Annotated in this window: 12 protein-coding genes and 1 tRNA gene; 1 reads left to right on the plus strand and 12 read right to left on the minus strand. The window is 64.6% G+C overall.

From position 1 onward, the window contains the following. Positions 1 to 105 precede the first annotated feature (105 nt). Positions 106 to 273, minus strand: coding sequence for a hypothetical protein (locus Q8K99_00650; GenBank protein MDP2181065.1), 168 nt, complete (start codon positions 271 to 273; stop codon positions 106 to 108). 6 nt (positions 274 to 279) lie between these two features. Continuing rightward, positions 280 to 951 (minus strand): hemolysin III family protein, encoded by a 672-nt coding sequence (locus tag Q8K99_00655; protein ID MDP2181066.1) that lies wholly within the window; start codon positions 949 to 951, stop codon positions 280 to 282. Positions 952 to 1,093: 142 nt separating this feature from the next. Between Q8K99_00655 and Q8K99_00660 the strand changes: the two genes are divergently transcribed. Beyond that, positions 1,094 to 1,369 carry an acylphosphatase gene (locus tag Q8K99_00660; GenBank protein MDP2181067.1) on the plus strand — a complete coding sequence of 92 codons (276 nt, stop codon included), beginning with the start codon at positions 1,094 to 1,096 and terminating at the stop codon, positions 1,367 to 1,369. Between the two features lie 27 nt (positions 1,370 to 1,396). On the opposite strand, the gene Q8K99_00665 is transcribed toward Q8K99_00660, so the two are convergent. From Q8K99_00665 to Q8K99_00710, 10 genes are all read right to left on the minus strand, one after another. Beyond that, entirely contained in the window at positions 1,397 to 2,287 is an 891-nt protein-coding gene (locus Q8K99_00665; protein ID MDP2181068.1) for a DMT family transporter, read from the minus strand. A gap of 132 nt (positions 2,288 to 2,419) precedes the next feature. Then, positions 2,420 to 3,676 carry an ABC transporter permease gene (locus tag Q8K99_00670; GenBank protein ID MDP2181069.1) on the minus strand — a complete coding sequence of 419 codons (1,257 nt, stop codon included), beginning with the start codon at positions 3,674 to 3,676 and terminating at the stop codon, positions 2,420 to 2,422. Further along, the gene (locus tag Q8K99_00675) at positions 3,673 to 4,926 is read right to left on the minus strand and encodes an ABC-2 transporter permease (protein MDP2181070.1); all 1,254 of its coding nucleotides are present in this window, start codon (positions 4,924 to 4,926) and stop codon (positions 3,673 to 3,675) included. Before Q8K99_00675 ends, Q8K99_00670 begins: the two co-directional genes overlap by 4 nt. A gap of 8 nt (positions 4,927 to 4,934) precedes the next feature. Continuing rightward, positions 4,935 to 5,876, minus strand: coding sequence for an ABC transporter ATP-binding protein (locus tag Q8K99_00680; GenBank protein ID MDP2181071.1), 942 nt, complete (start codon positions 5,874 to 5,876; stop codon positions 4,935 to 4,937). A gap of 84 nt (positions 5,877 to 5,960) precedes the next feature. Continuing rightward, complete coding sequence (locus Q8K99_00685; protein MDP2181072.1) at positions 5,961 to 6,653, minus strand: type 1 glutamine amidotransferase; 693 nt, start codon at positions 6,651 to 6,653, stop codon at positions 5,961 to 5,963. A 118-nt stretch (positions 6,654 to 6,771) separates the two neighbouring features. Further along, positions 6,772 to 7,440, minus strand: a complete 669-nt coding sequence (locus Q8K99_00690) for a hypothetical protein (GenBank protein MDP2181073.1) — start codon at positions 7,438 to 7,440, stop codon at positions 6,772 to 6,774. Between the two features lie 24 nt (positions 7,441 to 7,464). After that, complete coding sequence (locus Q8K99_00695; GenBank protein MDP2181074.1) at positions 7,465 to 8,505, minus strand: carboxypeptidase regulatory-like domain-containing protein; 1,041 nt, start codon at positions 8,503 to 8,505, stop codon at positions 7,465 to 7,467. Between the two features lie 38 nt (positions 8,506 to 8,543). Further along, the gene (locus tag Q8K99_00700) at positions 8,544 to 8,876 is read right to left on the minus strand and encodes a hypothetical protein (GenBank protein ID MDP2181075.1); all 333 of its coding nucleotides are present in this window, start codon (positions 8,874 to 8,876) and stop codon (positions 8,544 to 8,546) included. Positions 8,877 to 9,089: 213 nt separating this feature from the next. Continuing rightward, positions 9,090 to 10,457 (minus strand): cell wall-binding repeat-containing protein, encoded by a 1,368-nt coding sequence (locus Q8K99_00705; GenBank protein ID MDP2181076.1) that lies wholly within the window; start codon positions 10,455 to 10,457, stop codon positions 9,090 to 9,092. A gap of 169 nt (positions 10,458 to 10,626) precedes the next feature. Further along, positions 10,627 to 10,702, minus strand: a tRNA-Ala gene (locus Q8K99_00710). Positions 10,703 to 11,356 lie beyond the last annotated feature (654 nt).

Raw genomic sequence — 11,356 nt, forward strand, 5'->3', positions numbered from 1 at the left:
GCCGTAGGAAGTGTCGATGCGAGGCCGCAAGCGACGCACGGGCGGGAGGAGATGCCGACGAACGGTACCTCTGCGGTCGCTATTCGAAGTCGAACGGCTAGGGTACTACTCGACTATCTTGGCCGAGGAACTCGCGAAATGGCACGCCCAGCAGGTGGTTTGGATGTGCCCTTCGGGAGCTTCCTGTCGCGGAGATACCGGCGTGATGAGTACGTGCATCACGAGCACGAGCATGAGAGCGACGGCGATTCCCGTCAGTATCTTGCGTCCCATACGGCCTCACATCATGACGAACAGAACCACGGCCAGGAAGTGGCAGATGCTGCCGCCCAGCACGAACACGTGCCACACGGCATGCATGTAGGGCACCCGCTTGAGGACGTAGAAGATGGTCCCAAGCGTGTACGCCAGTCCGCCCGAGACGAGAAGCCACAGTCCCCCGGGCTCGAGGTTGGCGACAAGCGGTCGCATCGCGACGACGATGAGCCAGCCCATGCCGAGATAGACGGCAGCGGACAACCAGCGGGGCCGGTACGTCCACGCCGCCTCGACCGAGATGCCGGCAATCGCCAGCGTCCACACGATGGCAAACAGCAACCAACCACCGTCGTCGCGCATCGTCACGAGCAGGAAGGGCGTGTAGGTACCCGCGATCAGTAGGTATATCCCCGCGTGGTCGAGCACCTTGAAGACGTGCTTCGTCCTTGGCCAGGGAAAGCTGTGGTAGAGAGTCGATGCCGTGTACTCGAGGACGAGCGCGAGGCCGTAGACTGTGGCGGCCGCGATTCGCCATCCGTCGCCCGACTGCGCGGCGAACACGATGAGCATCGTGAGCGCCGAGATGCTCAGTACCGTACCGAGGCCGTGGATGATGCTGTTGGCGATCTCCTCGCCCACACTGTAGGCTCGGACTTTCCGCGCCTTCGCACTGGAGGCAGCTGCGCTCCCCATTCTTCTCCGATCGTTCCCGCGCTCTCTCGTCTTTGGCGCGCATTGTAGATGCTACCACCACATGACTGCGCGGAAGGACAGCGCGCATGTGGTTCCGACCCCGTGACGACGGCGTGGTAGAGTCGGCGCTGGAGGTGGTGCTGTGGCCGACATTGTTCGCAAGCGAGTGGTCGTGAGAGGGGTCGTACAGGGCGTGTGGTTCCGCGCTGCCACCCGCGACGCAGCCCTGAAGCGCGGGATTTCCGGGTGGGTCCGCAATCTGCCCGACCGCTCGGTCGAAGCCGTCTTCGAAGGTGCGTCGGACGCCGTCGACAGCATGGTCGCGTGGTGCAGGACCGGCCCGGAGCGGGCTATCGTCGAGCGCGTCGAGGTGGCCGAGGAGACGCCCGAGGGACTCCTTGGCTTCTCGGTGCGCTAGGGCCGGGCGGGCAGTCGGAGTCTCCACTCAGTCACGGCTCGTACCTTTCGTATTGACGATCGCCACACCCACCAGCGAGATCGCGCCACCTACGAAGGCGAGCATGGCTGGCATCTCGCCCAGCCACACCCACGCGATCCAGGTCGCGTTGATCGGCTGGAAGTAGAGGAAGGTCGAGAGCACGCTTGCGGGCATGCGCGAGAGCGCGTGGCTCCACAGAACGTAGGAGATCGCCCCCGGGAAGATGCCAAGGAACACCACCGCGAGCGTCGACTCGGGGCTCGCCGAAGGGAACTGCTGCACGAGCCCGGGTGCGAACACGAGCATCGGCAGCGTGCCCGCCCAAATCGCGTACGTGGTGTATTCGAGGGCGTTGTAGCGCTTCAGCGTGCGCTTCGAGACGATGAAGAACGCGGAGGTCGCGACCGCCGCAACCAGGATGAGCAGCGCACCGGGCTCGAACGCGAGACTGCCACCCTCGCCGAAGGTGATGAGCATGACGCCTGCGAACGAAACCACGACCCCGGTCCACCCCCACACCGTCAGCCGTTCCTTCAGCCACGCCGAGGACATAAGCGCGGTGAAGATGGGACTCGCCGAGATGAGCAGCGCCGCGGCGCCCGCGGTGACCGTCTGCTCGCCGAAGTTCAGCGACACATGGTAGATCGTTATGCCAAGGAAACCGCCCAGGGCGATCGTCGGCAGATCGCGGATGTCCGGCAAGTGCATCCTCGTGACGACTGCGTAGCCCAGCAGAACGAGCGACGCCGTCCCGAAGCGCAAGAGCGCGACCTGGCCGGGGCCGTACGATTCGAGACCCGCGCGGATCCCTGCGAAAGCCGCCGCCCACAACAACAGGGCGACGATAATCGCCGCCCAGGTCCGGGGTTCGCCTTTCCACGCATGCGAATCGCTCATGCGGTCCCTTCGTCGCCCTCACGTGCAGTGCCAGGTGCCAGCGTACGCCCGACCATCGGGCGCCACAACCCGAAAACGGACACGCCCGACGACGGATGCGAGCGGCGCAACCGTCGGCGACGAGCCGCCGGGCTAGTCCATCTTGAGGACGGCCACCCCGGCCGAGAACGCGACAACCGCGATGCCTCCGAGCACCGCTGCAGGCAGCCACGCCGCCTCGAGGCCCTGGCCGCGCGCTACGACATCGAGAAGCCCGATCATTCCCCAGCCTGTCGGCGTGAACTTCGCGATCGTCTGCATGAACGGCGGCGTGATCTCGATGGGCCAGTAGCATCCACCGAGCATCGCCAGCGCCGTCGACGCGATGGGCCCGATAGCCGAGAGCTGGCTACGCGTGCGCACGACGGCCGTCACGAACACAGCGAGCCCGGCCGACGCCAGGATGTATGCGCTCAGCACGAGAATCAGCGCCAATGGATCTCGGCCCCAGGGAACCGAGAACGCTACAGCCCCGAGACCGACCAAGATCAGCGCCTCGATCGTGGACGTGCCGATGACCCCCAAGATCTTCCCCCCAAGGATCTGCGCGCGCGACGAAGGCGTCACCAGAAGGCGTCGCAACGTGCCCTGTTCGCGCTCCTCGAGGATGCCGCCGGCGCTGCCGAACGCCATGAACAGCACGAACATGAGAGTGAAACCGACGGAGTACTGGATGTTGCTTGTGGCAAGCACGCTGTCGCCGCGGACTTCCGAAGAGGTGACCTGCACGCCGGCGACTCCGATGGGCGGGTCGGGTTCCCAGAAACCGTCGGCAATGTCGTATGCAGTCGCGAAGGACGGGGGAACCGCGGCTGGCGTGGGCGTGGCTTCCATGCCGGGTGGGCCGCCGCGGCGCCTCGCCAGCTGGACCTCGGCCAGGTCCCGGAGCACACCCGCCGCTACGGTCGCCGCCTGCGCGCCCGCGCCCACGCGCGCTGCGGCGCCCTGGACCACTTCGCGCGCGCCGGTCGCCCGCTGCGACGACGGATCCTGGGTGACCTCGACGGTTCCCTTCCTTCCCGTCTCAAGCGCCGTGCCGAACCCGCCCGGGATCCTCACGATCAAGGCGGCCTCACCCTTGTCGAGCTTCTCCTCGGCCAACTCGGGTGTTGAGCGCTCGACATCGATCGATGGGTCTTCGGCGACGAGGTTCTCGATCTGCTGTGCGTAGCGACTCGTGTCCCCGTCGAGCCACATCACGAGCACAGGGCGCTCAGCACCCTGCGAACCGAACGCCACGCCGAACACGTACGTGAGCAGAAGGGGCAGCACGACGATGCTCACCAGCTCGCCACGGTCTCGCAGCACCTGGATCACCGACACGCGCAGCATCGCGAACATGCGTCTCATCGCGCATCCCTCAATCGCCATACGCCGACGCCGAAGAACACGACCGCGAAGGCAAAGAGCGCACCGACCTCGCCAAGCAGGTCAGCCGGTCCCGCGCCGCCGGTCTGCACCTTCTGGAACCCTTCGAGCGCCCATCCGATCACTGACGCGTACCTGATCGGCTGAAGCCACTCGGGCAAGACCGAGATCTGGAAGAACGCGCCGCCGATGAGCGCCATCACCTGGATCACGAGCGGCCCGATTCCGCCCGCGCCGCGCTCGGTCTTCGCGATGGACGCGATCAACACGGCAAGCCCCGTCGTCGCGGCCATCTCGGCAGCGGCGATCATCCACGTGCCCGCAACGCTCGCCCCCCAGTTCACCTTCATCATCCCGCTCGTGTAGGCGAAGAGCACACCGAACTGCAGCATGCCAAGGAGGAATATCCCGAGCATCTTGCCGCCAACGACACTAGAGCGCGTGGTGGGTGTGGTCAGGAGCCGCGACATCGTCTGTTCGCGACGCTCGGTGATGAAGGAGAAAGCGCCGAACATGGCGCCGAACATGAGGAACATCGACGTCATGGACAGGGAGAAGAAGTCGAGCGGGCTGATCTCCCCTTCTTCTCTCACGGCGTCGGCCGCCTTCACCTCCACGGGGCTTGCCACGTCCTCGGCAGAAGCCGCCTGCACGGCCAGGCCGATTGCACCCTGGAGCGCCTCTGGCGGCAGGCCCGCGTCCGCCGAAACCTGACCTGACGTCTGCGCGATCACGGATATCCGCGAGAACTCCGTGGCGATCGAGCGGATCACGCTCTCCCATATGCCGGACGAAAGCTCCGAGCCGGGGTCGCGCAGAACCTCGAGGTCGACCGCCTCCCCGGCGTTGATCCTCTCGGTGAAGTCAGCGGGCACGATGAGCGCGGCGATCAGGTCCCCGCGCTCGACCTCGGTGCGCACCGCTTCCGCGTCATCGCGCTGCTCGATCTCGAAGAGCCCCGCGAGGTCTTCGTTGTCGGTCAGCGCGCTGACTATCTCGTCCCCAATCCGGGTACTTCCGCCGGGCGGTGTCGCCGAGGCGGCAGATGCGCCTTCGTCGAGATTCACTATCGCCACGTGAGCCGAGAAGTCGCCCCCGCCGCCCAGACCGCCGAACGCAGCACCGAGGATGAGTATCAGGATGATCGGCATGCCGAGGAGAACGCCGAGTGCGGCGGGGTCTCGCAGCCATACCGTGATGTCCTTCAGCGATATCGACAGAAGCCGTGACATGATCTCGCCTAGTCCCGCAGCGACTTGCCGGTGAGGTGCAGGAACACGCTCTCCAGGTTAGGCTCGATTACCTCTGCGGAATGAATCTTCTCGCCAGCGGCATTGAGCGCCGAGACGACGCCCGCGAGCGCCGCGCCCCCGTCGGCGGCAAGTACCTCGAGCTGGGAGTCGGCGCAATCAGCCTTCGACACCCCGGGCACCGCGCGCACGGCGTCGAGTGCGGCGTCAGATAGTGTCTCGTCGACACCTATGCGTACGATGTCGGCATCTCCCACGAGCTTGCGCAGCTCATCGATCGTGCCCATGGCGATGATCTTGCCGTGGTCGACAATGGCGACCCGGTCGCAGAGGAACTCGACTTCTTCCATGTAGTGACTCGTGTATAGCACCGTCATCCCGGCGTTGTTGAGCGCTTTGACCTGCTCGAGGATGTGGTTGCGGCTCTGGGGGTCGATGCCGACGGTCGGCTCGTCCATTAGCAGTACCTTTGGCTTGTGCAGGATGCCCGCGGCGATATTGATGCGGCGCTTCATGCCACCGGAGTACTTCTCGATGCGCTCCCGGGCGCGGTCCGCAAGTCCGGCGATCTCCAGCGCTTCGTCTACCGCTGCGGACAGGGCCTTGCCCCGAAGACCGTACATCCGCCCCCAGAAGCTCAGGTTCTCGCGGGCGGTCAGCGTCGGATAGAGTGCGACCTCTTGCGGCACCACACCCAAGACGCGCTTCACGGCGATCTGGTCCTTGCGGACCGAATGGCCATCGACCTCGACGTCTCCGGCGCTCGGCTCAAGCAGACACGATATGACCGAGATCGCCGTTGTCTTGCCTGCTCCGTTGGGACCGAGCAGCCCGAAGATCTCGCCCTCCCCAATCGAGAAGCTGACGCCGTCGACAGCCGCGAGATCCCCGAAACGCTTCACGAGATCGCTCACGCGAATGATGTCACTCATGATCCTCCACCCCGGAACATGTCTCCGCATCGAGGCGGGACGTCGCACAGCGCTGTAATGGTACCCAATAGGAGCGTCGTAGCGTTACCCTTCGCCGAAGCGCGCACTCGCCATGCTGTCAAGAACGGTGAACAGCAGCTCCCGGGACGCCGCGAAGGGGGCGTCCGGAGCGAGCAGCTTCTTGGCGGATGCGATCCACTCGCCTTCGACCAGTTCAGTGCGCGCGTTGTCGACCAACGTGCTCAGGCCCTCTCGCGTAGTCTCGAGATGGAACTGCAGCCCGATGACCCTGCCTCCGTCGTACTCGAACGCCTGGTTCTCGCAGGCAGCGCTCGACGCAAGCCGGATCGCCCCGGGCGGGATCGCGAACGCGTCGCCGTGCCAATGTAGCGCCGCGAACTCCTTCGGCAATCTGCCAAGGACCGCACTGGCCTCTCCCTCCTCAGTGAGCTTGACGGGATACCAGCCGATCTCCGGCTGCGCGCCACGTGTGACCGGCCCGCCCAGTACGTCCGCCACAAGCTGTGCGCCAAGGCACACCCCCAGCACACGCTTGCCGTCCTCGATTGCCGAGGATACCAGCTGCTTCTCCTCGGCGAGGAACGGGTGTTCCTGCTCCTGATAGATGTTAATCGATCCACCCATGATGACAAGGAGATCGAATTCGCCCGGGTGTGGTGCTGCCGTGTCGAAGGGTCGTGCCACCTCGAAGGAATGGCCGCGCGCGGACGCCCAATCGGCGATGGTGCCAGGGCCTTCGAACCAGACGTTCTGCATGCAAAGAACTCGCACGGCCACCTCCATCACGGGTACATACTGCGCGAGCATAACCCAGACGTGGGAGGGAGGCTCGCGCGAGCGGGCCTCCCTGTTGCGGGCGTGTCTGCTATCCGGGCTAGCCGTGCAGGCGGAAATCGCTCAGTTGGAGGACGCGTCCGTGCCCACGGGCGTAGGCTGCAGCGGTCTGCGGCACTCGCACCGTAAGGGCCGCCACGGCTCCGAACATGGCGAACACCGCCGCCCATAGGGCAACCGAGGTGTCGGTCGGCCACCACAGCGCAATCCAATCGAATGACGGGAGCCGCATCGAGCCCAGGCTCATCGCCGGGCTGGCGCCCATCACGGGCGAGACGAGCAAGCCGGGAGTCGGCGTCGAGGAGAACGCGTACGTCCCTGAGCTGCCGGATTCGACCTGATCATCTATGGGAGTGATTGGGCGGCTCTCGCCGGTGCTTCCCGATTGGCTGTCACTTCCCACGATGGGAGCGGCCACCGGATCGTCGTCCTGCGGGACACCGGCGACGCCGGCAACGTCGAGCACCGCACTCTGGATTCTCTCGATGTTCCCGACGAGATCTACTGAGTAGTACTCAACTACTGCGGCCCCGGCGTTGTCGATCCGAATCGTATTGCCGCTCGTCCAGCGTCCCGAGCCGACCTTCCAGTACGTGGCGGCAACGCCCGCGCCCTCGTCGGCGGCCTTCGTCTCGATGGTGGCTGGCGCGAGCAGCCGCTCTCCGTTGTAGAGCAGTTCCGTAGTTGGAGACTCGCCATCGCTGGACACGCGTACGTCGGCCGTGACGGGGGCCTACGAGGTCACGCTGAACCAGGTCGCATCGTGAACGCTTCTGACATCACCCAGATACCAGTCAACATCGCTATCCGGAACCGTCGCCCGCACTGTATACGAACCAGCGGGCAGACTCTTGATCTCGAAGGCGCCGTCGGAATCGGTCGCCGCCGTCATGCCCTCCGGGTGCAGCGTCGCCCCTGGCGACTGAATGAGCTCGACCTCGGATCGCACTACCGGAGCGCCCGTGAGCTTGTCCGAGATCGTGCCCCGCAGCATCGCTACCGGTACCACCACGAAGTCGAGGGATGCACCCTCCGGGCCCACGATGACCGTACCCGCACCAACCGCCACCACGGTCATTCCGGAGACGAACGCGAATCCGCCATCGGGGCAGGCCGCTTCGTACCTATACGAACCGGGACTCACGTCCTCCGAGAAGAAACCATGCTCATCGGTGGTCGTCGAGATATCCGCCCCGCCTTCAACTGGCGAGAGGTCGATACGGATTCCCTGGACGCCTGTGCCGTTGTCCCGTATTGTCACGGACCCAGAGAGCGGCGCCTCTGGCGAGAGGAGCCGTGCCGACAGCCATACTCCGGCGCGCGTCACGACGATGTCTCGGGCAGAATCGATGGTGTCTGCCGCAGGGTGATACACGACGGACGCGTCGGACGGAGACTCGTAGCCGATCCGATAGACACCCTCAGGAAGGCGAATGGACCACCCGCCGTTGTCGGCGGTCCTGGTCGACGCTACAACGTCCCACCCTTCACCGGCCTGGGCGTACGCCCGGACTGTGGCTCCAAATACGGGCTCACTGCCGGTCCAGTCGTACAGGTCGCCGTTCACGTAGCACCAGGCAGCAATATCGACTGTTCCGACGTTCGTAGTTCCGCCGACGGCAACAACCACGTCACTCGCGCTCTCGAATGTGCTCCCTCCCAGGTAGCCGCTAACGTACCGCCACGTCACATCCAGCATGGCCAGTTTGTACACGCCCGCCGGCACGTCACTCAACACGAACGCCCCGTCACTTGAGGTCATCATCTCTGCCATGACCAGCCGATCGGCACCGATGTCCTGGATCTGTACGACTATCCCCCGACACCCAAACCTGCCGAATCCACCACCCGGCCGGACACCGCACCCGAAACGAAGACCGCGACCCCTGACGTCACGGAAGGGTCAGCTGGTGCACCGGCACCGGGCTCGCCTTTCCGCGGAGAGGCAGGTTCCGGCTGGACAACCGTCGCCTCTTCAGGGGGAGTGACGGGCGTTTCTGCCGGAACATCCACGGCGACCGGCTCCTCGGCCTGTACCGAGATTTCGACCGACGAGGAGACATCTTGGCTCTCGTCCGCAGCAAGGGCGACTGAGCTCCAGGGCATCAGGGACAGCGTCATCGCGGCGATCAGCGCCGTATGCACCAGCCTTCGGCTCCTTCGAGACACCCGGGCTAGTCTAGAACGTCCACTCATCATGCCATTCACCCCGTTCGACGGTAATCCGCAAGCGATATGCGGTTACTATCGGCGGCTGAACGGTGATGCTTAACGCTGGCGCCCGCCTAACGGTTGTTTGGGGGTGCTAGCGCACAGAACGCGGGGATGAACGGTACCTGGGTGAGCCTTGCGGCCAGACTACGGCGCCATCAGCCTCGCGAGAATCGCGAGTCGCACCGACTCCTTGACACTGTCAGGCCCGCCGAAGACATAGCACGGGTCACTGCCGCTCAGCTTGTCGGCGCAGGCTGCGGTCTCCGCAGGGAGAGAGCCCTTCTTCACGAGCAGCAACGGGTAGCGGAGTCGGCCAAGTGCCGCACCGCCCGTGAGAGCATCCGGCAGTTTGGCAGCAACGCCCATTCCGTCCCAGTCGAGCCATCCCTTGTTGACGGAGTTCGTGGCGATCACGGCCGCCGTGGAATAGCGGTTCGCCCCCCACCAGCGCTCGGTGTTCGCGGCGGCGGACGCCTTGACACCGTCGAACACGCCACTTGCCACTGTGTTCACTCCGCCCGCGACAACGACGAAGTGCGGATCCACGTCGGCGAGCACGGACTTCGTCGCAGAGGGTAGCGAGGTACCGGACACGAGCAGTATCGGCCTTCCGGCCGCGCGAGCCGCCGGAGAGAGTGCCAGGGCATCGAAGAACTTGTCCGGGTCGGCCCCATTTGCAACGAGGACGTCCTTGGACCACGCCGGGCTTCCGCACACGCGCCTGGCAATCGAAGCTGCGAGATCGTATCGGTTGCCGTCAGACCTGACACGCTCCGCAGTCGCCGTGAACGCCGTGTGTGCCTGGACGTAGTTCACGAGGTCGTTCACGCGGGCCGATGGCACCGACGTGGGGCCGCCCACGACGTGAAGCGTGACGCTGCCGTTGGCATTAGCGATCTCGGCGACCGCTTGCTTCACTTCCTGGGGTGTGGAAGAGGCGCTCACTAGAAACAGCGGAGCCCGGTACAGCCAACACAACCCGGAGGCAGCAAGCGGGTCGGCCGCTGCCCGATCATCACCGGACGCGATGACGACGTGAGTGACCCCGACCCAGGATGGGCCCATGGGTTGCTGTTCATCTGGAACACGCGCGATCTCCACAGCCGTCGAGTAGCGAGTCGGCCCCCAGGCGCGGTGCGCAAGCGACCATGCTTTGTGGTCGACACGGTGCTGCTGGATTCCGGTGTGAACGAACAGGCCCTCGTTCTGGAACGCATAGCCAGCCTTGCCGAAGGCGATTCGATACGTGTCGTCCGGGTAGCCGGCCGTGAACTCATAGTATCCGGAGGCATTGGTCTGCTTCACGGGTTCCAGCGTGATGCCGGTGCTATCGTCCACAAGGTAGACGAACATCCCGCTTAGCGGTGCGCCGGTCTCGGCATCGGTGACGTAGCCGTAGAATCCTTCGAAGACCGCGGCCCTCGATGGCGTGGGCCGAAGAAGAGCGTTCGACATGCTAAGAACAAGCGCAAGGGCGATCGTGCCTACAAGTCGAGATACTCGAGCAGCCATGGTAGCCCCTCTCCTGTGCGACCGTCCCCGTCGCTAGTTCACAGTACCTACTCCCGATTCTACCCAGGGCTCGGATGATTGACCACGCGGGGAGCCGGCACACCCGCGACGATCCCACGAAGCACAGGTGGCCGATCCTCATTCGGACCGGCCTACCTGGTAAGACTCTTGGTGGAGACGAAGGGGCTCGAACCCTCGACCTCAGGCTTGCAAAGCCCGCGCTCTCCCAGCTGAGCTACGTCCCCGCTGTGCGAAAACGGAGTATATCACGGCGTTCCCTCGTCCCGCAGCCCCGTCCGAGCACGAAACGAAGCCCGCGCCTCTCGCGCGGGCTTCGTCGTGATTCAGATGGCCGGGATGCCCTTCGCACCGCCCGAGGCTCCCCTCGAAGGGGATATCCTCGAGAGTTCTTGGCCAAGTGAGTGGTCCCTCTTGGCCGCACCCTCGCCAGGTCCAGAGGCTTATGCCCGACTCTCCGCAGGTCCGACTCGCCGACATTCACATGTCGCGCCTTCCCTGCGGCGCAACAGACGGAACCGACAAATTAGTTCACGTACCGACTCTTCCAAACGGCCACCCGGAGGTCTTCATCTGCCATCCCGGCCTAATCTGTATTTCCGTTATCACCGAGATAGACTCACCTCGCTTCCTCCATTGGCCTGCGGGCATGTATCCCGCAGTCACGTACTTTCATTATACCCCGCACTTCGCCCCATCTACACGCACGAAGGGGCACCCGCAAACCGGGCGCCCCTTCACCCTGCGTTCCGCAGCTAATCCGGTCTTTGGGCCATGTCTGACACTGAAACCGCAGGTCAAAGGCTTGCAGCCTAGCAGGAAACGCGAAATGTCATAGATACACGTTTCTCAGATTACGGGTTGTGCCGCCTGTGCATATG

This window comes from Actinomycetota bacterium, assembly GCA_030682655.1.
Lineage (GTDB): Bacteria > Actinomycetota > Coriobacteriia > Anaerosomatales > JAUXNU01 > JAUXNU01.

Bases quoted from the DNA above. Each gene is read 5' to 3' on its own strand.
- Q8K99_00650 (MDP2181065.1), bottom strand. From the start codon at position 273: ATGGGACGCAAGATACTGACGGGAATCGCCGTCGCTCTCATGCTCGTG.
- Q8K99_00655 (MDP2181066.1), bottom strand. From the start codon at position 951: ATGGGGAGCGCAGCTGCCTCCAGTGCGAAGGCGCGGAAAGTCCGAGCC.
- Q8K99_00665 (MDP2181068.1), bottom strand. From the start codon at position 2,287: ATGAGCGATTCGCATGCGTGGAAAGGCGAACCCCGGACCTGGGCGGCG.
- Q8K99_00670 (MDP2181069.1), bottom strand. From the start codon at position 3,676: ATGAGACGCATGTTCGCGATGCTGCGCGTGTCGGTGATCCAGGTGCTG.
- Q8K99_00675 (MDP2181070.1), bottom strand. From the start codon at position 4,926: ATGTCACGGCTTCTGTCGATATCGCTGAAGGACATCACGGTATGGCTG.
- Q8K99_00680 (MDP2181071.1), bottom strand. From the start codon at position 5,876: ATGAGTGACATCATTCGCGTGAGCGATCTCGTGAAGCGTTTCGGGGAT.
- Q8K99_00685 (MDP2181072.1), bottom strand. From the start codon at position 6,653: ATGCAGAACGTCTGGTTCGAAGGCCCTGGCACCATCGCCGATTGGGCG.
- Q8K99_00695 (MDP2181074.1), bottom strand. From the start codon at position 8,505: ATGGCAGAGATGATGACCTCAAGTGACGGGGCGTTCGTGTTGAGTGAC.
- Q8K99_00705 (MDP2181076.1), bottom strand. From the start codon at position 10,457: ATGGCTGCTCGAGTATCTCGACTTGTAGGCACGATCGCCCTTGCGCTT.